This is a genomic window from Amycolatopsis sp. A1MSW2902 (assembly GCF_017312175.1).
GTDB lineage: Bacteria > Actinomycetota > Actinomycetes > Mycobacteriales > Pseudonocardiaceae > Amycolatopsis > Amycolatopsis nivea.
On the sequence record NZ_QJPO01000001.1, the window covers coordinates 8,158,684 to 8,179,306 of the forward strand.

General features: G+C 69.8%; 22 protein-coding genes. 13 read left to right on the forward strand and 9 right to left on the reverse strand.

Features of this window, described 5'->3' with window-relative positions:
- Positions 1–113 precede the first annotated feature (113 nt).
- Complete coding sequence (locus tag DMP23_RS38165; protein WP_009083953.1) at positions 114–545, forward strand: roadblock/LC7 domain-containing protein; 432 nt, start codon at positions 114–116, stop codon at positions 543–545.
- 3 nt (positions 546–548) lie between these two features.
- Complete coding sequence (locus DMP23_RS38170; protein WP_337823900.1) at positions 549–1,580, forward strand: DUF742 domain-containing protein; 1,032 nt, start codon at positions 549–551, stop codon at positions 1,578–1,580.
- A gap of 495 nt (positions 1,581–2,075) precedes the next feature.
- On the opposite strand, the gene DMP23_RS38175 is transcribed toward DMP23_RS38170, so the two are convergent.
- Positions 2,076–4,313, reverse strand: a complete 2,238-nt coding sequence (locus DMP23_RS38175; RefSeq protein WP_337823901.1) for a helicase-associated domain-containing protein — start codon at positions 4,311–4,313, stop codon at positions 2,076–2,078.
- Positions 4,314–4,405: 92 nt separating this feature from the next.
- Between DMP23_RS38175 and DMP23_RS38180 the strand changes: the two genes are divergently transcribed.
- From DMP23_RS38180 to DMP23_RS38195, 4 genes are all read left to right on the forward strand, one after another.
- Positions 4,406–4,585 (forward strand): hypothetical protein, encoded by a 180-nt coding sequence (locus DMP23_RS38180; RefSeq protein ID WP_037807827.1) that lies wholly within the window; start codon positions 4,406–4,408, stop codon positions 4,583–4,585.
- Positions 4,586–4,732: 147 nt separating this feature from the next.
- Complete coding sequence (locus DMP23_RS38185; protein WP_037807825.1) at positions 4,733–6,127, forward strand: NAD-dependent malic enzyme; 1,395 nt, start codon at positions 4,733–4,735, stop codon at positions 6,125–6,127.
- Positions 6,128–6,222: 95 nt separating this feature from the next.
- Entirely contained in the window at positions 6,223–6,693 is a 471-nt protein-coding gene (gene moaC / locus DMP23_RS38190; protein ID WP_037807821.1) for a cyclic pyranopterin monophosphate synthase MoaC, read from the forward strand.
- Complete coding sequence (locus tag DMP23_RS38195; RefSeq protein ID WP_037807819.1) at positions 6,690–7,613, forward strand: molybdenum cofactor biosynthesis protein MoaE; 924 nt, start codon at positions 6,690–6,692, stop codon at positions 7,611–7,613. The genes moaC and DMP23_RS38195 overlap by 4 nt, the downstream gene beginning before the upstream one ends.
- Positions 7,614–7,774: 161 nt before the next feature.
- Here DMP23_RS38195 and DMP23_RS38200 read toward each other — a convergent pair whose 3' ends face one another.
- The 3 genes from DMP23_RS38200 to moaA all read right to left on the reverse strand — a co-directional run bounded on the left by DMP23_RS38200 (position 7,775) and on the right by moaA (position 10,412).
- The gene (locus DMP23_RS38200; protein WP_037807815.1) at positions 7,775–8,398 is read right to left on the reverse strand and encodes a LysM peptidoglycan-binding domain-containing protein; all 624 of its coding nucleotides are present in this window, start codon (positions 8,396–8,398) and stop codon (positions 7,775–7,777) included.
- A gap of 663 nt (positions 8,399–9,061) precedes the next feature.
- Positions 9,062–9,343: a MoaD/ThiS family protein gene (locus tag DMP23_RS38205; protein WP_043827301.1), complete on the reverse strand. Its 282-nt coding sequence runs from the start codon at positions 9,341–9,343 to the stop codon at positions 9,062–9,064.
- 4 nt (positions 9,344–9,347) lie between these two features.
- Positions 9,348–10,412 (reverse strand): GTP 3',8-cyclase MoaA, encoded by a 1,065-nt coding sequence (moaA, locus tag DMP23_RS38210; protein WP_337823902.1) that lies wholly within the window; start codon positions 10,410–10,412, stop codon positions 9,348–9,350.
- Between the two features lie 86 nt (positions 10,413–10,498).
- On the opposite strand from moaA, the gene DMP23_RS38215 reads away from it, so the two are divergent.
- Genes DMP23_RS38215 through DMP23_RS38235 form a run of 5 tightly spaced genes read left to right on the forward strand, consistent with a single transcriptional unit; the run spans position 10,499 to position 14,082 of the window.
- Positions 10,499–10,957 (forward strand): MarR family winged helix-turn-helix transcriptional regulator, encoded by a 459-nt coding sequence (locus tag DMP23_RS38215; protein WP_240691552.1) that lies wholly within the window; start codon positions 10,499–10,501, stop codon positions 10,955–10,957.
- 33 nt (positions 10,958–10,990) lie between these two features.
- Positions 10,991–11,395, forward strand: a complete 405-nt coding sequence (locus DMP23_RS38220; RefSeq protein ID WP_009083933.1) for a TOBE domain-containing protein — start codon at positions 10,991–10,993, stop codon at positions 11,393–11,395.
- Positions 11,392–12,189 carry a molybdate ABC transporter substrate-binding protein gene (gene modA / locus DMP23_RS38225; RefSeq protein WP_337823903.1) on the forward strand — a complete coding sequence of 266 codons (798 nt, stop codon included), beginning with the start codon at positions 11,392–11,394 and terminating at the stop codon, positions 12,187–12,189. Before DMP23_RS38220 ends, modA begins: the two co-directional genes overlap by 4 nt.
- A gap of 49 nt (positions 12,190–12,238) precedes the next feature.
- Positions 12,239–13,006 (forward strand): ABC transporter permease, encoded by a 768-nt coding sequence (locus DMP23_RS38230; RefSeq protein WP_037809276.1) that lies wholly within the window; start codon positions 12,239–12,241, stop codon positions 13,004–13,006.
- Positions 13,003–14,082: a sulfate/molybdate ABC transporter ATP-binding protein gene (locus tag DMP23_RS38235; RefSeq protein WP_337823904.1), complete on the forward strand. Its 1,080-nt coding sequence runs from the start codon at positions 13,003–13,005 to the stop codon at positions 14,080–14,082. Before DMP23_RS38230 ends, DMP23_RS38235 begins: the two co-directional genes overlap by 4 nt.
- A 269-nt stretch (positions 14,083–14,351) precedes the next feature.
- On the opposite strand, the gene DMP23_RS38240 is transcribed toward DMP23_RS38235, so the two are convergent.
- Positions 14,352–16,130 carry a multicopper oxidase domain-containing protein gene (locus DMP23_RS38240; protein ID WP_337823905.1) on the reverse strand — a complete coding sequence of 593 codons (1,779 nt, stop codon included), beginning with the start codon at positions 16,128–16,130 and terminating at the stop codon, positions 14,352–14,354.
- 194 nt (positions 16,131–16,324) lie between these two features.
- Here DMP23_RS38240 and DMP23_RS38245 point away from each other — a divergent pair, with 194 nt between their 5' ends.
- Both DMP23_RS38245 and DMP23_RS38250 read left to right on the forward strand, forming a co-directional pair.
- Positions 16,325–17,119: an HAD-IIA family hydrolase gene (locus DMP23_RS38245; protein ID WP_043827306.1), complete on the forward strand. Its 795-nt coding sequence runs from the start codon at positions 16,325–16,327 to the stop codon at positions 17,117–17,119.
- Positions 17,120–17,156: 37 nt separating this feature from the next.
- A complete protein-coding gene (locus DMP23_RS38250; RefSeq protein WP_037807802.1) occupies positions 17,157–17,951 on the forward strand; it encodes a metallophosphoesterase in 795 nt (264 codons plus the stop codon).
- Here DMP23_RS38250 and DMP23_RS38255 read toward each other — a convergent pair.
- The 4 genes from DMP23_RS38255 to DMP23_RS38270 all read right to left on the reverse strand — a co-directional run bounded on the left by DMP23_RS38255 (position 17,948) and on the right by DMP23_RS38270 (position 20,568).
- Positions 17,948–18,505 (reverse strand): dihydrofolate reductase family protein, encoded by a 558-nt coding sequence (locus DMP23_RS38255; protein ID WP_337823906.1) that lies wholly within the window; start codon positions 18,503–18,505, stop codon positions 17,948–17,950. The two genes, DMP23_RS38250 and DMP23_RS38255, sit on opposite strands and share 4 nt — an antisense overlap.
- Positions 18,506–18,634: 129 nt before the next feature.
- Positions 18,635–19,006, reverse strand: a complete 372-nt coding sequence (locus tag DMP23_RS38260; protein WP_037807799.1) for a YccF domain-containing protein — start codon at positions 19,004–19,006, stop codon at positions 18,635–18,637.
- Positions 19,006–19,752 (reverse strand): PhzF family phenazine biosynthesis protein, encoded by a 747-nt coding sequence (locus tag DMP23_RS38265; protein ID WP_337823907.1) that lies wholly within the window; start codon positions 19,750–19,752, stop codon positions 19,006–19,008. The genes DMP23_RS38260 and DMP23_RS38265 overlap by 1 nt, the downstream gene beginning before the upstream one ends.
- A gap of 57 nt (positions 19,753–19,809) precedes the next feature.
- The gene (locus DMP23_RS38270; RefSeq protein ID WP_134661878.1) at positions 19,810–20,568 is read right to left on the reverse strand and encodes an ESX secretion-associated protein EspG; all 759 of its coding nucleotides are present in this window, start codon (positions 20,566–20,568) and stop codon (positions 19,810–19,812) included.
- Between the last annotated feature and the right edge of the window lie 55 nt (positions 20,569–20,623).

Genomic DNA, 20,623 nt, shown 5'->3' on the forward strand with positions numbered 1-20,623 from the left:
GACACGACCGGGTGCGTGAATACGCTGGAACGACGACTTCACCGCGGCCGGGCGAGGATGGCCCGAGGGCGGCGAACGGGCGTCCGGCAGCGTTCGAGGAGCTTGGAGGGGCAGTGACCGATTCCGACCGGCCAGCGGACCAGGGCACGTTCAGCTGGCTGATCTCGGATTTCGTGCGCCGGGTCCCGGGTGCGGCGCACGCGGTGCTGGTGTCGGCGGACGGACTGATGCTCGCGCCTTCGGAGGGCTTGCCGCAGGAACGCGCCGAGCAGCTCTCGGCGGTGGCGTCCGGGCTGATCAGCCTGACCCAGGGCGCGGCGCGGTGCTTCGAGGCGGGCGGCGTGAACCAGACCGTGGTCGAGATGGAACGCGGGTACCTGTTCCTGATGTCGGTCTCGGACGGGTCCTGCCTGGCCGTGCTGGCCGCGCCGACGTGTGACATCGGGACAGTCGCGTACGAGATGACCCTGCTGGTCGAGCGGGTCGGCGAGCAGATCACGCCGGAACTGCGCGCGCAGCTGCAGGGCGGCGGGGTGCTGGGGTAGCCGATGAAGATCTCGGGTTTCGGAGACCAGGACACGGGCGCCTGGGACGCCCTCCACAAAGGCACGGAACGGGAGTCGTTCGACTCGCCGAGCCGGTACGACATGAGTTCGCTGAGCCTCCGGCTGCCGCATCGGCAGCCGCGGGCCACGCCTCCGCCGCCTGCTTCGCGGCATGCCCAGCCACCTGCCCGGCGTCCGGAGCCCGCGCCTCGTCCGGCTCCCGCGCCGGTCGCGCCGCGCCCGGTGCAGCAGGCGGTGGCCCCGCCGCCCGCTCCGGCACCGGCTCCGGTGTCGGCTCCGGTGCAGGAGGAGAGCTGGGACGACGGCTACGAATGGGTCGAGGACGGCGAATCCGGTTACTGGGAAGAGCCGCGGCAGAACCACCGGTGGGAAGAGCCACAGCAGCAGCGCTGGGAAGAACCGCCGCCGCCCCCGCCGAGCCGTCCCGCGGCGCACGACCCGTACTCGTTCGACGAGTACGCCGGTTCGCCCGGCCCGGACGACCGCGTGGTCCCGGAAGGCTCGGCGTACCAGCGCCAGCACGTCGAGCAGGCCACCCGCAGCAGGCACGCGCTGGCCGAAGAACCCCCGGCGGAGGAGCGGTACTCCGACCCCGGACCGGCTTCCGAAGTGTCCGAATTGGACCGGTTCTGGTCCGAAGAGGAGCCCTCGCAGCCCGAGCCGCCTGTACAGCCGACGAAGTCGCGGGTGCGGCCGTACGCGCGGACCCGCGGCCGTACTCACTCAGACCACAACCTGGCGCTGGAGGCCCTGGTCTCCACCAGCGACGAGGGCCGCCGCTACCGCGGAGTGCGCTCGATCGAGCACCGGCGGATCTGCGATCTGTGCCTGGACACCCGGTCGGTCGCGGAGATCGCCGCGCACCTGCACCTGCCGCTCGGCGTGGTGAAGGTCCTGGTGGGAGACATGGCGGACATCGGGCTGGTCATGCTGCACCAGACCGACCTGGTACTGGGCGACCGTTCGTCGAGGGAGTTCATGGAGCGGGTGCTGCAGGGGCTGCGCAACCTCTGACCGCGCTCATGCCGCGCTGTCTCCGCTGATGCTGTGCTGGCGCGCTTATGCCGTGCTGCCTCTGCTCATGCTGTGTTCGCGCGCCAACGCCGCGCTGCCTCCGCTCATGCCGTGGTGGCGCGCCAACGCCGCGCTGCCTCCGCTTCGCCTCACCCTGCCCCGCCTTGCCGCGCCTTGGCCCGCCTGACCCTGCCCCGCCTTGCCCTGCTCGCTCGCGTCCGGACTGCCCCGGCCGAAACCGCCCCAATGTGGCATTGGGTACGTCAGACGCACCGAACGCCGCATTGGGTGCGTGGGGCGCACCGAACGCCACATTGGGTGCGCGGGATGCACCCAATGCCACATTGGGTGCGCGGGATGCACCGAACGCCGCGCTCAACGGAACCCGCTGGCTCGCAACGCACCCAATGCCATCGCAGCGGGTGCGGCGCTACGGGTGCGCGAGATGGAGATGTACGTGAGGGGAACCCTCACGTACCTTGCGGTCGTGCGATCTCAGTCCTCGACCAGAGCAGCGGAAGTGATGCGGTGCAACGGATACCGCTCATGGTTCGCACCCTCCAACACCCCACCGCCGACCCGCAGCGGGCGCACCACGCGCTGGCTCGCCGTGCCGCGGGAGTCGACGAAGCCGATCCACACCTCGCGTTGTTCGAGCGTCGCGCGGGACAGCAGGTCGAGCGTCGCCGTCGTGTCCGCACCGCCGCCGCCAGGTGCGCGCACCGTCGAACCGCGGCGGCGGGCCGAAGCTTGGTCTCCTGCACGGAGATTCGACACGATCCGCGTCGCCTGTTCGTCGGTCAGCACCGCTTGTTCGCCCGGCCGGGCGCGGGCCGCGCGGGCGCGGGCGGGCAGGCGGCGTCCGGTGGGGCGCAGGTCGACCACCCGGCCGTCCGGGCCTTCCGCCGCAGGGGCGAAACCCGCGCCGCGCAAGGCTTCCAGTACCTCGGCCAGCGGGGCGGAGCTGATCAGCACCGTCGGCGCGATCAGTCGCAGGTCGTACTCGGCGGCGACCGGGTTCGCGAGGACTTCTGCGAGCAGCGCTTCGTCGTCGCAGCGCAGGAACGATCCCGCAGTGCCACCGCGCAAGCGGCCGTGGCGGCGGGCGACGTCGTCGATCAGGTACGTGAGGCCTTGCGGCACCGGGGTCGCCGACTTGTTGCGGAACATCGCGTGCAGTTCGTCGGCGGTCCGCCCGGTGTCGAGCGCGCGCCGCACCGACGGCTCGGTGACGCGGTAAACCGTTGCGTGGCCAGCGGATTCGACGTCCGCGACCGCGGCCATGTCCGCCGCCAGTTCCGGTTCCAGCGGGCCTGGCGCGACAACCGTCAGGTCGGCCTGCACCAAGATGTGGTCGACGGGTGCGGGCAGCGCGTCGTGCATTGCCTCGACAGCGCCGGAGCGGTCGTCCTCCAGCAGCAGCCGGGTAGCGGTGGTGAGGGCACCGAGACCGACCAGGCCCAGCGCGGTCGCTTCGGCCATCGTCCAACGGACGGTTTCGTCACGCAGCTGACCGCCTCGCCGAGGTGCGCGCCAAGCCAGCACCGCGACTAGCTCGTCGACACTTTTCACGCCTGCGCCCGGATTCAGCTCAGCCAGCGCGGTAAGCACGCGGTGCCGGGAAACGGGCGCGAGCGGCCGTCGCAGCTCTTCGGACAGCGGCGCGATCGGCTTGTCCTTCGCGTCGCGGCCACCGGCGAGCCCGGGCAACCGCGGAAGTTCCAGCCACGCCTGCGCGAGCGTCATCCACCGCTGCACCGAAGGCGACGCGAGCCAGCTGTCGGTGAGCATGGTGGGCACGTATTCGGGGGCGGTGTTTTCGCTGTCCGCAACGAGTCCCGCGCCGACGACCAGCTCCACCAGCAGCGTCGCGCGGGTCTCATCGACCTCGAGATCTTTAGCGATCTTCTTCAGCTCGCGTACGCCGAGCCCACCCGCCTTGAGCACCGGTGGCGGCGAATCAGACCACATCCGCAGCAGAGACTCCGTCTGCCGCAACAGCTCCATCGCTTCACCGGCGGCGGTTTCGTCCACTGTGTCCGTCCGATGTGGATGGACGGGCAGCTCCGGCTCGACGAGCGTGTCCGGTTCGAACGCGTGCCCGCCGCGCAGCAGCAGGCCGAGTTCGCGGGGCAGTTCGACGGTCTGGTCGTCCCGGCGCAGCAGCAGGCCGCGCGCGAGGAGCTTCTGCACCGGCGTGGCCGCGTCGGACAGCCCGACGTCGAAGCTCGCATCACGGGTGCGGCCGATCGGCGGCCCGGCGGCCAGCGCGGTGAGCACGGCCCGCTCGTCGTCGCCGACCTCCGCGAGCCGCGCGTCGATGTCGGTGGCGGCCAGCGCGGGCGACGGCGCGCCGAGCCCGGCCGGGAACGGACCGAGAGCGTCGCGTGCCGCGGGCGGCACGCGCAGTTCGTCGGCGCCCCAGACGAGCGCCCGGGCGCGCAGCCGGGCGAGCGGTTCGCTCACGTCGCGGCCGACCAGCGCCGTGACCGCGGACACCGGCGCCGGCTCGACGTCGGCACCGGCGACCAGCAGCGCGTCGATCACCGCGAGGGTGAACGTGTCGAGGTCTTCGCAGGCGCGGGCGACCGACCCCGGGGTGCCCGCGCGGGTGGCGAGCACGGTGGTGTCGGACGGAGGAGGGGTGGACAGATCGCGACGCGTGCGCAGCAGTTCGGCGAGTGCGTCGTCGGACTCCGCACGCAGCCAGTCCGCCAGAGAGGTCGCGGGCATAGACACCCAGGATACCGGGCGGGTGCGCGCGCACGACCGGTGTTCGGGCAGACTGTGTGCGAGTTTGCCGGACGAGGGCCTCGGAGGAAGCAGTGGCGAAGGGCGACAAGCAGAGCAAGGGCATCGACCCGACGTGGCCGGGCGAACCGGGCGAGCACCCGGTCACCGAGCTGTCCTCGGACCGGCAGGGAGCGCTTTCGCCGTTCGGCGACCTGGCCTTCCCGCTCGAGCAGGTGCCGTACGTGCACCCGGAGACCGAGATCAACCGCTGACCTGCGGACCGCGTTCGGGAGCGCCGCACCGGCGGCGCCCCCGAACCTGAAGTTACTGGTCAGTCACCTGGTTGGGGTGTGGTGGCGCGGGTCACCGGACTAGATTCGAGCCGTCCGAACCCACACCACCTGCGGGGAGTACGTGTCATGCCGGTTCCCGGTCCCGGGTATTCGATCACCGTCCGGGTCGAGGCCCCGGCCTCGTCAACGGCCGCGGGTGATCTCACCACCGCGGTCGGCCGCGTCGGCGGCGTGCTGACGGCGTTCGACGTCGTCGAATCGCACGCGGACTCGATCGTCGTCGACATCAGCGCCAACGCGCTCTCGGAAAACCACGCGCAGGACATCACGCAGGCGCTCGACTCGCTGCCCGGCGTCCAGGTGCGCAAGGTCTCGGACCGGACGTTCCTGATCCACCTCGGCGGCAAGATCGAGGTCAGCCCCAAGGTCGCGCTCCGCAACCGTGACGACCTCTCCCGCGCGTACACCCCGGGCGTCGCCCGCGTGTGCCAGGCGATCGCCGCGAACCCCGAGGACGCGCGCCGGCTGACCATCAAGCGCAACACCGTCGCGGTGCTCACCGACGGTTCCGCCGTGCTCGGCCTCGGCAACATCGGCCCGGCCGCCGCGCTGCCGGTGATGGAGGGCAAGGCGGCGCTGTTCAAGAAGTTCGCCGGCGTCGACGCGTGGCCGGTCTGCCTGGACACCCAGGACACCGAAGAGATCATCATGATCGCGAAGGCGCTCGCGCCGGTGTACGCGGGCATCAACCTCGAGGACATCGCCGCGCCGCGCTGCTTCGAGATCGAGAAGCGGCTGCGCGAGCAGCTGGACATCCCGGTCTTCCACGACGACCAGCACGGCACCGCGATCGTCGTGGTCGCCGCGCTGCGCAACGCGCTGCGCGTGGTCGGGAAGAACATCGAGGACTGCAAGATCGTGGTCAGCGGCGTCGGCGCGGCCGGCTCCGCGATCATCCGCCTGCTGCTGCGCAAGAACCCGGGCGACATCGTGGCCGCCGACATCGACGGCATCGTCTACCCCGACCGCGGCAACCTCGACGACAACCTGACCTGGATCGCCGAGCACACCAACAAGGACGGCAAGTCCGGCACCCTGCACGACGCGCTGGTCGGCGCGGACGTCTTCATCGGCGTCTCGGCCCCGAACCTCTTCGGCGCGGAGCAGGTCGCCACGATGAACGACGACGCCGTCGTCTTCGCGCTGGCCAACCCGGACCCGGAGATCGACCCGCTGGAGGCGCAGAAGCACGCCGCGGTCGTCGCCACCGGCCGCAGCGACTTCCCCAACCAGATCAACAACGTCCTGGCGTTCCCTGGCGTCTTCCGCGGCCTGCTCGACGCCGCCGCGCACAACATCGACGACAACATGCTGCTGGCCGCCTCCGACGCGATCGCCGACGTGGTGGACAACGGCAAGCTCAACGCGTCGTTCATCGTGCCGAGCGTGTTCGACAGCGCGGTCGCCCCGGCGGTCGCGGAAGCGGTGCGCAACGCAGTCCGCGCCGAACGCGGGCAATAACTCGCTCCGTCCGTGAAGGGCTCCTTGAGGGAATCAGATTCCCTCAAGGAGCCCTTCACGGACTTTGGGCGAAGTTGCGCAGTAGCCTCGCGGGCGTGAGTGAACTCAGCCACGTCGACGAGTCCGGGGCCGCCCGGATGGTCGACGTTTCCGGCAAGACCGCGTCCGCGCGCACCGCGCTGGCCGGCGGGACCGTCCACACCACGGCGGAGGTCGTCGGCCTGCTTTCGGCCAACGGCCTTCCCAAGGGCGACGCGCTGGCGACCGCGCGGATCGCCGGGATCATGGGCGCCAAGCGGGTGCCCGAGCTGATCCCGTTGTGCCATCAGATCGCGCTGTCCGGGGTCAAGGTGGAGTTCGAACTGGCCGAGACCGCCGTGCACATCAGCGCGACGGCCAAGACCAAGGACGTCACCGGGGTCGAGATGGAGGCGCTCACCGCCGTCGCGGTCGCCGGGCTGACCCTGCACGACATGATCAAGGCTGTCGACCCGGCCGCGACGCTCGACAACGTGCGGCTGATCCGCAAGGACGGCGGCAAGACCGGGACCTGGGAGCGGCCATGACCAAGACCGCGCGCGTCATCGTCGCGTCGAACCGCGCCGCGCGAGGCGTCTACGAGGACAAGACCGGCCCGGTGCTCGTCGCCTGGCTGGCCGAGCGGGGCTACGACGTGCCGCCGCCGGTCGTCGTCGAGGACGGCGACCCGGTGGGCGGCGCGCTGCGGGCCGCGGTGTCCGACGGCGTCCAGGTGATCCTCACGACTGGCGGCACCGGCATCTCGCCGACCGACCGGACCCCGGACGTCACCCGCGCGGTGCTGGATTACGAGCTGCCTGGCGTCGCGGACGCGATCCGGGCGGCCGGGCTGCCGAAGGTGCCTACCGCGGTGCTCTCGCGCGGCGTGGCCGGAGTCGCGGGCCGGACCCTCGTGGTGAACCTTCCGGGGTCGAGCGGCGGCGTGAAGGACGGTCTGCGGGTCCTGACGGACATTCTCGACCACGCGGTGGACCAGCTCGCCGGTGGCGACCACCCGCGCGAGGCGGCGCCGTCCGGTCCGGCGGTCCGGATTCTGCGCGCGGACGTGAGCGACCAGCCGCTGTCGGTCGAGGAACACGCGCAACTGGTGGAGGACGACGCGGCGGGTGCGGTGGTCACTTTCTCCGGCGTGGTCCGCGACCACGACGGCGGCAAGGGCGTGCGCGATCTGACTTACGAAGGCCACCCGACGGCCCGCGACGTGCTCGCCGAGGTGGTCAACGACCTGGCGGCGCGCTGGAAGGGCGTGCGGGCGGTGGCGGTGAGCCATCGGGTCGGCGCGTTGGCGATCGGCGACGTCGCGCTTGCCTGCGCGGTCGCCGCCGAGCACCGCGGTCAGGCGTTCACGGCGTGCGCGGAGCTGGTGGACGAGGTGAAGGCGCGGCTTCCGGTGTGGAAGCACCAGCACTTCACCGACGGCACCGACGAATGGGTCAACTCTCCCTGACCACCTCGTGCGCGGCGATGTCGGTTCTCACCGGCACCGCCACTCACGAGCCCGGACACGACGAAGGGCCCCACCGCCAGGGGATTGACGCGGTGGGGCCCTTCGGGCGTTCTGTCACAGCAGATGCTGCGCCGGAACCAGCCTCACGAGGAGGCCAGGGTTCACTTGGTGGCGAGCTTCTGGCCGACCACGATGAAGTTCGCGTTCGACACGTACTGCTTGTTCAGGTCCTGCAGCTTCTGGTAGCCGCCCTGGATGTTGTGCTCCTTGGCGATCTTCGAGAGCGTGTCGCCAGCCTTGACGGTGTAGTCGCCGTTCGGGTTGGAGTTCGCCACCAGCGCGGCCACCGGCTGGGTGACCTTCTTCGGGGCAACGCTCTTCGGGGTCGCCTTCTTGGCGGTGCTCTTCTTCGGGGTCGCCTTGTGCGCGGAGGCCGAGCTGCCGGCCTTCTTGCTGCACACCGGCCACGCGCCCGGGCCCTGGCCCTGCATGACGCGCTCGGCGACGGCGATCTGCTGCTCACGCGACGCGCCCTGCGGGCTGCCGGTGCCGCCGTAGGCCTTCCAGGTGCTCTGGGTGAACTGGAGGCCACCGTAGTAGCCGTTTCCGGTGTTGGTGCTCCAGTTGCCGCCGCTCTCGCACTGCGCGATGGCGTCCCAGTTGGTCGCCGACGCGGGGGTCGCGGCGATCGCGAGGGGGGCGCCGACCGCGATACCCGCGACTGCGACACGGGCAATGGTGCGGGTGGCGGCGGACATCTTGCGGTGCTTGCCTCGGTAAGACATCTGAAAACTTCTCGATTCCTGCGCCTACGAGCTCGATGCTGCGGGTCGGGTTGGGAGCCCGTCCGTCCGTTGCCGGGCGGCTGACGCGGACGTCGCACGACGCGCCGTCTTCGTCCCCTCGTCTCTGTCCGGAAATGCTTTCGCTCGGGGTATGGGTCCGGGGATCCGTTGGACAGAGCTGGGCGCTACGGATTCCCGGTGTTGCTTGGTCGGTCGGGGCCAACCGAAAAGCGACGGTACGTAATTCGCGGCGTGATCGGAAATCATTCGGGGTGTGACCTACGTCACAGTAACGGCACGCAACCTGTCTCGATCCGCCTGTTCCCGCAGGTCAGAGCGTCGTTATCTGCCCGTTTTCTTGCCGAGATATTTCACGGATCGTGAGGCTTGGGTCACGTCGATAACGCGTCAAGGGGCCATTCGCGGCAGATAAGGGAGGGCACTCTAAACCACTCGTCAACGGTCGGCCACTGCCCGCCGAGTGGTTCTTTGAGCTGCGGAAATACGCCGTGAGCGAAACGCTTCGGAGAGTAGGGATAAAGCGTGCCGACCGCTCAGCGCGCCAGTGCCGCCATTCGCCGTGGTCCGGACCAATCGGCCGGAAACCGCCGCTCCGGCCGTGCACGCGGCGCTCAGCCGCGTGAACGGGGCCTTTCCGGTCGGTCATCCGCCGGCGAACGGCGGGAGGACGTCCAGGTAGGAGCCGTCACCGAGCGCGCGGCCGCGATCGCGGACCGCCACCTCGTTGACCAGGAAGCTCGCCGCGTCGAGAACGCGAGAAAGTTGCCCGGGGTGCAGCTCGCGCAGCGCCTGGACGGCGTCCGCCACCGTCGCGCCCGCCGCCAGCTCCACCTTCTCCTCCTCGGTGCCCGCCGCGGCCCGCGCCGAGGCGAAGTACCGGACGACAACCGTCACCGGGGAAGAAGGCGCCGTGGGAGAGGTCATGGGCTCAACCGCCGATCGCGCTCATCGGCCGGATCGGCTGCGCGAAGCCGGCCTCGTTGATCTCGTGGCCCGCGAGCTTGCGCCACATCGTGTCGCGCCACGCGTCCGCCACCTCCTCATCGCGCGCGCCCGCGCGCACGAGGGCGCGCAGGTCCGTCTCGTCGTTCGAGAAGAGGCAGGAGCGGACGGCGCCGTCGGCGGTCAGCCGGGTGCGCTCGCAGGCGGAGCAGAACGGCCTGGTCACCGACGCGATCACGCCCACGTCGCCCGGTCCGCCGTCGACCAGCCAGCGCTCGGCGGGCGCGCCGCCGCGCGGGGCCGGGAACGGGGACAGGGTGAAGGCCTCGCCGAGCATCGCGAGGATCTCCTCGGCGGTGATCATGTCTCGGCGGTTCCAGCCGTGCTGCGCGTCCAGCGGCATCTGCTCGATGAACCGCAGGTGGTAGCCCTCTTCGAGGGCGAACCGCAGCAGCGGGACCGCCTCGTGCTCGTTGTACCCGCGCATCAGCACGGAGTTGATCTTGACCGGCGACAGCCCGGCGTCGCGGGCGGCGGCGAGGCCGGCCAGCACGTGCGGCAGCCGGTCGCGGCGGGTCAGTTCGGCGAAGCGCTCGCGGTCGATGGTGTCCAGCGACACGTTGATCCGGTCGAGCCCGGCCGCGACGAGGCCGGGGGCGCGTTTGGCCAGCCCGATCCCGTTGGTGGTCATGGACACCCGGGGACGGGGCTCGAGCGCGGTGATCCGCTCGATGATGCCTTCCAGTCCCGGGCGCAGCAGCGGTTCGCCGCCGGTCAGCCGGATGTCGGTGCCGCCGAGCATCTCGACCGCGATCCGCATGAGCCGGACCAGTTCGTCGTCGGAGAGCACCTGCTCGCTCGGCATCCAGTCGAGGCCCTCGGCCGGCATGCAGTACGTGCAGCGCAGATTGCACCGGTCGGTGAGGGAGACCCGCAGGTCGGTCGCGACGCGGCCGAAGGAATCGACGAGACCGGGGTGCTCGGGCCGGGGCGTGCCGGACGGGCCTCGGTTGCCGGGGACGCGAGGAAACCCGAGATGTACTGCTGTCATTACGCTCAGGATAGCTTGCGCGGCCTGAAAAGGCAGGCTTGCGAAAAGCTGGAAAACCACCCTCGGTTCCGATGTGGAGGCACTCGGTGAGCACCGCTGAGACGAATAGTGAGCTGACTCACTTCGCCGCGCTGGCGGCTCAGCTGCGCACGCACGTCGTCCTCCGGCACGCCCGCGACGCCGCCCTCGAGGGGCTCTCGGCGACCGAACTGCAGGCGCTCGAACTCGCCGGGCAGACCGCCGATTCCCTTACCCCGGGCCGAATCGGGCAGCTCACCGGCCTGTCGACGGGTGCGGTGACCGGCGTGCTCGACCGGCTGGAGAAGTCCGGTCTGGTGCTCCGCGAACGCGACCGGGCCGACCGCCGGAGGGTGCTCGTGACGATCACCGAGGCCGGCCGCGAACGCCTCGACGCGATCTCCGCGCGGGTCGCGCGGCGTCTTGCCGGGGTGCTCGCGGAGTTCACTTCCGCAGAACGGAAAGTCCTCGGGCGTTATCAGTTCGCAATGCTCGAAGCGTTACGCGAAAATGCGCATCCCGCATAGCTTTTCCGCATCTGCGGGGATAATGTTCCGGCCATGCCGCAATTTCGGTTGTCCGAGGCCGCTCGGCTGCTCGGCGTAAGCGACGACACCGTCCGCCGGTGGGTTCGCGCGGGTCAGTTGACCGCGACGGACGACGCCGCCGGCCGCAAGGTCGTCGACGGCGCTCAGCTCGCCGGGTTCGCCCGGGCCCAAGCCAGCGAACCGGACGACCCGTCGGCGGTCGGCCGCTCCGCCCGCAATCGCTTCGTCGGACTCGTCACCGAGGTCGTCGCCGACAAGGTGATGGCACAGGTCGAACTGCAGTGCGGGGCGCACCGAGTCGTGTCACTGATGAGCACCGAGGCGGTCCGCGAACTCGGGCTGCGCCCGGGCGTGCTCGCGGTCGCCGTGGTCAAGGCGACCACCGTCGTGGTGGAAACCCCGGAAGGATCCCGATGAAGAAGCTCGCCCTCGTCGCCGCGGCGGCGACCGCGTTGTTCGCCAGTGCCTGCAGCTCCGGCGACCAGCCCAGCTCGAACCCGGGTGCGGGCTCCGCGTCCGCGCCCGCTCCGGGAGGCGGCACGCTGACGGTGTTCGCCGCGGCCTCGCTCACCGAATCCTTCAACGTGCTCGGCAAGCAGTTCGAGGCCGCGCACCCGGGCGTCAAGGTCGTCTTCGACTACGAGGGTTCGTCCGCGCTCGTGCAGAAGCTGGACAACGGGGCCAAGGCCGACGTGTTCGCGTCGGCTGACCAGAAGAACATGGACAAGGCCGTGCAGGACGGCGTGATCGACGGCCAGCCGACGGTCTTCGCCACCAACAAGCTCGCGATCGCCGTGGCCAAGGGCAACCCGAAGGGCATCAAGACCTTCGCCGACCTGACCAAGCCGGGCCTGAACGTGGTCGTGTGCGCGCAGCAGGTGCCGTGCGGTTCGGCCACGCAGAAGGTCGAACAGGCCACCAAGACCACGCTCAAGCCGGTGAGCGAGGAGACGAACGTCAAGCAGGTGCTGGCCAAGGTCCAGTCGGGCGACGCCGACGCCGGGCTGGTGTACGTCACCGACGCGACGTCGGCGGCGGGCAAAGTGGACAAGGTCGACTTCCCGGAGTCCTCGGGCGCGGTGAACCAGTACCCGATCGCGGCCGTCAAGAACGCTCCGCAGGCGGCGCTGGCGAAGCAGTTCACCGACTTCGTCCTCGGGGAGCAGGGCAAGGCCGAACTGGCCAAGATCGGCTTTGGCCCTGGCAAGTAAGGCGGGCGCGGCGGCCGAGACGCGGCCGCCGCACGCCCGGGTTCCGCTGATCCTCTGGTTCCCCGCCGTCGTCGCGCTCGCGCTCGTGGTGCTGCCGGTCGTCGGCCTGCTCGTGCGGTCCGATCTGACCCGGCTGCCGTCGCTGCTGGTCACGTCGTCGTCGCTGAACGCGCTCCGGCTGTCGCTGACGACCGCCGCACTGTCCACAGTGGCCTGTGTGGTGCTCGGTGTTCCGCTGGCGATCGTGCTGGCCCGCTCCCGGGTGCCGGGCGTGCGGATGCTGCGTTCGGTGGTGCTGCTTCCGCTCGTGCTGCCGCCGGTGGTCGGCGGCCTTGCCCTGCTGTACCTGCTGGGGCGCAAGGGTTTCCTCGGCATCCTGATCAACTGGCTGACCGGCGAACAGGTGCCGTTCACGACGGCCGCGGTCGTCATCGCGCAGACGTTCGTGGCGATGCCGTTCCTCGTCGTCAGCCTGGAAGGCGCGCTGCGCGGCTCCGGCGACCGCTACGAACAGGTCGCCTCGACGCTCGGCGCGCGCCCGTGGACGGTGTTCCGCCGGGTGACGCTGCCGTTGCTGCTGCCCGCGCTGGGTTCCGGCGTCGTGCTGAGCTTCGCTCGCGCGCTGGGCGAGTTCGGCGCGACCATCACGTTCGCGGGCAGTTTGGAAGGCGTGACCCGGACGCTGCCGCTCGAGGTCTACACGCAGGCCGAAGTCGACATCGACAGCGCGGTCGCGCTCGCGTTGCTGCTCATCGTGGTCGCGATCCTGGTCATCGCGCTCGCCCGGCCGCGGTCGTGGGAAGGCGGGCTGCGGTGACCCTGTCGGCGAAGCTGGCGTTGAGCCGCGGCGAGTTCTCGCTCGACGTCGAGTTCACCGTGCCCGGCGGCTCCGTGCTCGCGCTGCTCGGGCCCAACGGTTCCGGGAAGTCCACTGTGCTCGGCAGCCTCGCCGGTCTGCTGCCGGTGACGTCGGCCGACGTCACGCTCGCCGACCGGCGGCTGGCCGGGAACGGCGTCGACTTGCCGCCGCACGAACGGCGGATCGGCCTGCTGTCCCAAGACGCGCTGTTGTTCCCGCATCTGTCCGCAATGGACAACGTCGCGTTCTCGCCGCGCTCGACCGGTGCCAGCCGGGCGGAAACGCGGGCGATCGCCTCGCGGTGGCTGGCCGAAGTGGACGCGGCGGAGTTCGCGAACCGGCGGCCGAGCCAGCTGTCCGGCGGGCAGCAGCAGCGGGTGGCGATTGCCCGGGCGCTGGCTTCCGCGCCGGACCTGCTGTTGCTGGACGAACCGTTCGCCGCGCTCGACGTGGACTCGGCCCCGGCGATCCGCGGCTTGCTGCGCCGAGTGCTGCGCGACGGCCCGACGACCGTGCTGGTCACGCACGACCCGCTGGACGCGTTGGCTCTTGCCGATCACGTGGCGGTGATGAACGGCGGCCGGATCGTGGAACGCGGCCCGACGCGTGAGGTGCTGGCCGCGCCGCGGACGCCGTTCACCGCGCGGATCGCCGGGCTGAACCTGGTGTCCGGAGTGGCGGTGGACGACGGATTGCGCACGCCGTCCGGCGAAGTGGTGACGGGTTTGCTGACGCCGGACACCGTGGTGGGCGAGGCGGCGGTCGCGGTGTTCGCACCGAACGCGGTCGCGGTCTACCCGCACGACGGCGACCACCACGGCAGTCCGCGCAACACGACCGACGCCGTCGTGGCGGCCCTGGAACCGCACGGACCGGTGATCCGAGTCCGGACCGAGGGCAGCGGCTGGGCACACGGCCTGACCGCCGACCTCACCCCGGCGGCGGTGGCCGAACTGGCGCTGGAACCCGGTTCGGCGGTGGCGCTGTCGGTGAAGGCCGCGACTGTGGCGGTACACCCGGCTGCGGCTTCCTGAGCCTCGCTTCCCCCGCGTGGTTTCGGTTCTTCGCTCCCGCTGATGTCTGTGAGGGGAACCCTGACGGAATCTGATTCCGTGAGGGTTCCCCTCACGGACGTTCGCCTTGGCGCACCGCCCCCATCGGCCAAGGGCAACTTCGTGCACCGCGGCCGCTGTGCCCGCTATTGAGAAACCCCAATGCCACATTGGGTGCGTGGGATGCACCGAACGCCGCATTGGATGCGTCAGATGCACCCAATGCGGCATTGGGGCGCAAGCGATCCCGCTCAGCCGCCGTGGTGGTGGCCGCCGCCGGGGTGGACGTGGAACTTCGCCACCTCGGGCGGGTGGACGACGAACGGTCGCATCATGCCCTCGTCCTCGTGGTCGAGGATGTGGCAGTGGTACATGAACTCGCCGGTGCCGCCGCTGAACTGGCCGGCGACGCTCACCCACTGCCCGGGGTTCACGATGATCGTGTCCTTCCACCCCTCCTCGTACTTCTCCAGCGGGACTTCCGCGAACCCGTCGATCGGCCGGGAAGTGCGCTCGGCGGCCGGGTCGAACGTCGTGGTGAAGCTGCGGCGGAAGAGCGCCTGGAATTCGGTCAGGTGGATGTGGAACGGATGCGCGGGCCCGCCGTTCGCGACGTGCACGATGTTCCACACCGCCCATTTGCCGTGGTCGATGAAGATGCCGGTGGTGTCGTCGAAGAGCCGCCCGATCATCCGGAACGTCTTCAGCCCGCCCGCCGGGTCGTTGATCTGGATGATGCCCTTGCCGCCCGGATCGGCGTCGACCTGTTCGAGGTCCCACATCTCCGGATGCCCGCTCGCGTTGAGCAGCAGCGCGACCCAGACGTGGTCGTGGTCCTCCGGCAGCGTCGAACCGTGCTTGATCCGGACGTACGACGACGAGAGCTTTTCGGGCAGCTCGAACGAATCGTGCCGCGCGCGGCTTTCCACCCGGAACTCCATGACGTCCGGTTCGACCCCGCCGAGGTTGGGATCGGCGTTGCGCAGCTTGAGTTTCTGCCCCTGGAACCGGCTGAAGTCGATCAGCACGTCGAACCGTTCGGCCGGCGCGACGGTCAGCCCGCCGGACGGCAGCGGCGCGGGAGCGGGCAGCAACCCGCCGTCGGTGCCGATCAGGCGGACGGCGTCGTTCCGCGGCACGTTGTTCTCGTCGACCAGGTTCAGCGTGAAGAACCGTTCGTTGGCCGCGTTGAGCAGCCGGAAGCGGTACCACCGTGCGCTGACGTCGAGGTGCGGCCAGATCACGCCGTTGACCAGCGTGAACGGACCGGAGAACGGGATCATCGGCCCGTTCGGCACGTACGGGAACTTGTACAGCAATTGCCCGGTGAGCGCTCCGGTCGCCGGGTCGGTGTCGAGGTTGCGGTCGGTCAGGATCAGCGGCAGTTCGCGATCGCCGCCGGGCAGGTCGAGCTCGTCCTCCTCGTCGTCGCGGATCAGGTACAGCCCGGCAAGGCCGGTGTGGACGTTGAACCGGGTTATCGCCATGGCGTGGTCGTGGTACCAGAGCGGCATGGCCTGCTGCCGGTTCTGGTACTCGGCGAGCTGCGAAGTGCCCCGGAGGCCGGCGTTGTGCGCCCATCCGTCGTTGCTCGCGTTGGTGCGCGCGCCGTGCAGGTGAACGACGGTCCAGGCGGGCAGGTCCGCGACGCCGTCGACGATCGAGTAGCCGGGCCGGTCGAGCTCGCGGCCGGGGCGGGTGGTCGGTGCGTCGCCCACCGGTCCTTGCACGGCGACCAACGGGAACTCGCCCTCTATTTCGTTCGACCACGAAATCCGCAGTTGTTTGCCGCTGCGCACTTCGATTGTCGGGCCCGGGAAATGTCCGGCATAAGTCCACAATGTACTCGGCGGCAATTGCGAGTGCAGCCGTTGCCGCTTCGCCACCATCGGAATGGTGATCATGTCCTGTCCCCACCACGGCGGCCGCAGCACCGGCGGAACCGGCAGCGGGTCAAGGAACTTGGTGAGCCCCCAGTTCGGCCCGGTGATCGGGGCCGCGGCGGCGGGCCGGTCGACAATTTCTGTCATCAGGTTGTTCCCCCTTCAAGACAAGGGGCAGGAAGAATTGCGCCACGGCGAATACGCCGGAGCTTACGGAAAAGATTCCCCTGAACCCCCTCGGTAACCGGCCTCGCGACTCCCCTCGCGTTACCGGCAATTTCCACTGTAGCCGTTTTCGTCGTATGCCGCAGGCGTCTCGCGCGCGTGATAGGTTTTCGCGCATGAGCGAAGGCCGGTGGACGTATCTCTCCGACATGGACGGTGTGCTGGTCAGGGAGGAACACCTCGTCCCGGGGGCGGACGAGTTCCTCGACGAACTGCGGAACAACGATATCGACTTTTTGGTGCTCACCAATAACTCGATCTACACCCCGCGCGACTTGCGGGCGCGGCTGCTGCGCACCGGTCTGGACATCCCCGAGGAGTCGATCTGGACCTCGGCGCTGGCGACCGCGAAGTTCCTCGCGTCGCAGCGGCCGAACGGCTCGGCGTTCGTGATCGGCGAGGCCGGGCTCACCACGGCGCTGCACGAGGTCGGCTACGTGCTGACCGAACGCGACCCGGACTACGTCGTGCTCGGCGAGACCCGCACGTACAGCTTCAGCGCGATCACCCGCGCGATCCGGCTGATCGAGGGCGGCGCGAAGTTCATCGCGACCAACCCGGACGCGACCGGCCCGAGCGTCGAGGGCTCGATGCCTGCCACCGGGTCCGTCGCCGCGCTGATCGAGCGGGCCACCGGCCGCTCGCCGTACTACGTCGGCAAGCCGAACCCGCTGATGATGCGGTCCGCGCTGCGCCGGCTGGGCGCGCATTCGGAGTCGACGCTCATGATCGGCGACCGGATGGACACCGACGTGCACTCCGGGATCGAGGCCGGACTGCAGACCATTCTGGTGCTCACCGGCATCTCGAACGAGGAATCGGTGGAGAACTACCCGTACCGGCCGACGAAGGTGATCGGCTCGGTCGCCGACCTGATCGGGCGAACGCTCGACCCGTTCGGCGAAGGCTGACCGCCCACCGCCCGGGATCAGGGCATATCGTCGAACGATGAGCGTCTATGTGGTGGGCGACGTCCACGGGCACCGGGACGCCCTGGTTGACGCACTGCGCGCCGAGGGCCTGGTCGACAGCGACGGCAAGTGGGCCGGCGTCGACGACCGCTTGTGGTTCCTCGGCGACTTCACCGACCGCGGCCCGGACGGCGTCGGGGTGATCGACCTCGTGCGCGAGCTGCAGGAGCAGGCGGCGGAGGCGGGCGGCTCGGTGCAGATGCTGCTCGGCAACCACGAGATCCTGCTGCTCGGGATGTACCACTTCGGCGACCGCCCGGTGCCGTCCGACTTCGGGCCGCGCAGTTTCGCGCGCAGCTGGGAGATCAACGGCGGCCTGCTGTCGGACCAGGACCGGCTCACCCCCGAGCACATCGAGTGGCTCACCGAACGCCCGCTCGTCGCGGTCGACGAGGACCACCTGCTGCTGCACTCGGACACCCTCGAGTACCTCGACTGGGGCGAGGACCTCGACTCGATCAACGCCACCGCGCACGACATCCTCTCCGGCAGCAACATCGAGGCCTGGTGGGACGTGTGGCGGCGGATGACCACCCGGTACGCCTTCCGCGGCCCGGACGGCGAGGAGAACGCCGACCGGCTGCTCAACGCACTGGGCGGCTCGCGGATCGTGCACGGGCACAGCGTGATCGCCGACCAGCTCGGCATCCACCCGACGCAGATCGAAGGCCCGTACCTCTACGCCGGAGGGAAAGCGCTGGGCATCGACGGCGGCCTGTTCGTCGGCGGTCCGTGCCTCGTGGTGAAGCTGCCCTTCGAGCCTGAGGACTAGCTGGCCGCGTACCGCAGTTCGAGGATCCCGGACGGGAAGGCGGTGCTCTTCACCAGCCGCAATCGCCGGGCTTCGCCGAGTTCCGGGAACAGCGCCGCGCCCTTGCCGGTGACGGCGGGGAGCACCCAGAGCCGGTACTCGTCCACGACGCCGAGCTTGATCAGCGAGTGCAGGAATTCGGTGCCGCCCGCGGCGACGAGATCCTTGCCGGGTTCGGCCTTGAGCTGGGCGATCTCCTCCGCGAGGTCGCCGCTGGCGATCCGGGTCTCGGCCCAGTCCGCGCTGGTGAGCGTTCTCGAGAACGCGACCTTGGGGATCGCGTTCATCGCCTTGGCCGAGGGGTGGTCCGAGGTGGGCCAGAAGCCCGCCATGGCTTCGTAAGTGTTGCGGCCCATGAGGAAGGCCCCGGCCTCCCATAGCTGGTCGACGAAGTATTTCTCCTGCTCGGGGTCGTCGATGGACATCATGACGTCCCGGATGCCGTTGTCGGCGTCAGCGCTCTTGCCGTCGAGCGAGACGTAGAAACCGAGGATCAGCTTGCGTGCGCTTGTCATGCGGCACAGCTTGCTGCCGATGGTTTGAGTTGTCAAGCCAAAATTATTTGTCGGTAGGACCTGTGGAGAGGCCGCGAGGCGAACCGAACTGGCCGGTTCGCCTCGCGGCAGGTCAAACGAGGACGGGCCTCAGGAGTCGACGATCTCCTTGCCGAGCGGCATCAGCGAGATCGGGATCATCTTGAAGTTCGCCAGGCCCAGCGGGATGCCGATGATCGTCAGGCACTGCAGGGCCCCGGTGATCAGGTGGCCGATGCTGAGCCACAGCCCGGCGACCAGGAACCAGATCACGTTGCCGACGAACGAGCCGACCCCGGCTTCGCGGCGGTCGACGACCGTGCGGCCGAAGGGCCACAGCGCGTAGTTCGCGATCCGGAACGACGCGATGCCGAACGGGATCGTGACGATTAGGACGCAGCAGATGACTCCGGCGAACAGGTAGCCCAGCGCCATCCAGAAACCGGCGAGGACGAGCCAGATCACGTTGAGGATCAGTCGCATCAGACGTACAACTCCCCGCTCACTACGGTGACGGCCTGGCCGCGCAGCAGCACGCGGTCGTCGCGGACTTCGGTGCGCACGGTTCCGCCGCGGGCGGAGATCTGGTGACCGACGAGGGCGTTCTTGCCCAGTTTCCGCGTCCAGTACGGGGCCAGCGAGCAGTGCGCGGAACCGGTGACCGGGTCCTCGTCGACGCCTACTCCGGGGCCGAAGAACCGGCTGACGAAGTCGTCGCCTGCCGCGGTGATGATCAGCCGTCCGGTCCAGGTGGCGCGCAGGGCGTCGAGGTCCGGCTGTGCCTGGCGGACCGCTTCGACGCTTTCGAGCTCCACGAAGAGGTTCTCGCGCGCCCGTCCGGTGAACTTCGCCGGCAGGTCGATGATGCGGGAGAGGTCTTCGCCGGTCTCGACGGGCGGGTCGGCGGGGAAGTCCATCTCGATCCAGCCGTCGGCCTTGGTACAGGTGAGCCTGCCGCTGAGGGTGTCGTAAACCTGGTGCCCGCCAAGGACATGCGTGACCGCGATGGTGGCGTGCCCGCAGAGCGAGACCTCGTCGGTCGGGGTGAACCAGCGCAGGGATTTCGCGCCCTCGCCGGCGGCGACCACGAACGCGGTCTCGGAGTGCTTCATCTCCGCCGCGACCTGTTGCATCCACTCGGCGTCTGCGGGTTGCTCGAGCACGACGACGCCCGCCGGATTGCCGGCGAACGCCTGGTCGGTGAAGGCGTCGACTAGGTGGAATTGCATGGAGCCGATCTTGCCCTGCCGCACGGGGGCAGGGCATCGGGGATTAGCCCTGAATTCTCAGCGCACGCCCTCTTCGATCGTCTCCAGCAGCCACGTCCGCAGGTGCGCGCCCGTCGACGGGGTGAAATGCAGCCGGAACCCGCCGTCGGGCAACGGTTCCGAGAACGTCAGGTACCGCCCGCCGTCGGTGTCCACGAACGTCGCGGTCGAGACTGGGCGGAGAGTGCCTTGTCCTGGCCGCAGCGAAAGTTCCACGGTTCCGTGCCGGTGCAGCGGCCATTGCGAGTACCCGGCCAGCGCGTCGCGATCCTGGCGCGACGGCGCGGGCGCCGCGGCGTTGCGTTTCGGCGGCGGGCCCTGGGTGATCGCGACCGGGGAGACGGGCAGCGCCGGATAGGGCGGGAACATGCTCAGCACCAGATCCACCAGCCGCTCCGGCCGGACCTGCTGGAAGCGAAGCCCGTCGTCGACCTGCTCCGAGAACACGCCGAGGCCCTCGCCGATGCACGCCCGGTACAGCACGGTCCCGGACGGCAGTTCGGCCGCGCGCACGATGATCAGCACGTCCGGCCTCGTCCACGCGCGCAGGGTCGCTTCGACATCGCGGTCGAGTTTCTCCGCGTCGGCCAGCCCCCGGCCGCGCAGCGCGGTCCACGCCTCCTCGGCCAGCCGGTTGTGCTCGGTCATCGTCGCGCCCGCGCTGCGGATCTCGAACGGATGCCACGACGCGGGCAGCCCGGTGCGCCGCACCGCCACGTCGGTCTCGGTCCAGCCCAGGGAGAATTCCTCTGGCAACGTCCCAGTCCCCTCGTGCACGAAACAACCCGCACCGAGGGTAGCGGAACGCGCACGACCATCAGCCGCTCGTGCG

Excerpts from the sequence above, each read along its gene's own strand:
- DMP23_RS38170 (WP_337823900.1), top strand. The coding sequence starts at position 549 with ATGAAGATCTCGGGTTTCGGAGACCAGGACACGGGCGCCTGGGACGCC.
- DMP23_RS38175 (WP_337823901.1), bottom strand. The coding sequence starts at position 4,313 with ATGCCCGCGACCTCTCTGGCGGACTGGCTGCGTGCGGAGTCCGACGAC.
- DMP23_RS38185 (WP_037807825.1), top strand. The coding sequence starts at position 4,733 with ATGCCGGTTCCCGGTCCCGGGTATTCGATCACCGTCCGGGTCGAGGCC.
- DMP23_RS38195 (WP_037807819.1), top strand. The coding sequence starts at position 6,690 with ATGACCAAGACCGCGCGCGTCATCGTCGCGTCGAACCGCGCCGCGCGA.
- DMP23_RS38200 (WP_037807815.1), bottom strand. The coding sequence starts at position 8,398 with ATGTCTTACCGAGGCAAGCACCGCAAGATGTCCGCCGCCACCCGCACC.
- DMP23_RS38205 (WP_043827301.1), bottom strand. The coding sequence starts at position 9,343 with ATGACCTCTCCCACGGCGCCTTCTTCCCCGGTGACGGTTGTCGTCCGG.
- moaA (WP_337823902.1), bottom strand. The coding sequence starts at position 10,412 with ATGACAGCAGTACATCTCGGGTTTCCTCGCGTCCCCGGCAACCGAGGC.
- DMP23_RS38220 (WP_009083933.1), top strand. The coding sequence starts at position 10,991 with ATGCCGCAATTTCGGTTGTCCGAGGCCGCTCGGCTGCTCGGCGTAAGC.
- modA (WP_337823903.1), top strand. The coding sequence starts at position 11,392 with ATGAAGAAGCTCGCCCTCGTCGCCGCGGCGGCGACCGCGTTGTTCGCC.
- DMP23_RS38240 (WP_337823905.1), bottom strand. The coding sequence starts at position 16,130 with ATGACAGAAATTGTCGACCGGCCCGCCGCCGCGGCCCCGATCACCGGG.
- DMP23_RS38245 (WP_043827306.1), top strand. The coding sequence starts at position 16,325 with ATGAGCGAAGGCCGGTGGACGTATCTCTCCGACATGGACGGTGTGCTG.
- DMP23_RS38250 (WP_037807802.1), top strand. The coding sequence starts at position 17,157 with ATGAGCGTCTATGTGGTGGGCGACGTCCACGGGCACCGGGACGCCCTG.
- DMP23_RS38255 (WP_337823906.1), bottom strand. The coding sequence starts at position 18,505 with ATGACAAGCGCACGCAAGCTGATCCTCGGTTTCTACGTCTCGCTCGAC.
- DMP23_RS38260 (WP_037807799.1), bottom strand. The coding sequence starts at position 19,006 with ATGCGACTGATCCTCAACGTGATCTGGCTCGTCCTCGCCGGTTTCTGG.
- DMP23_RS38265 (WP_337823907.1), bottom strand. The coding sequence starts at position 19,752 with ATGCAATTCCACCTAGTCGACGCCTTCACCGACCAGGCGTTCGCCGGC.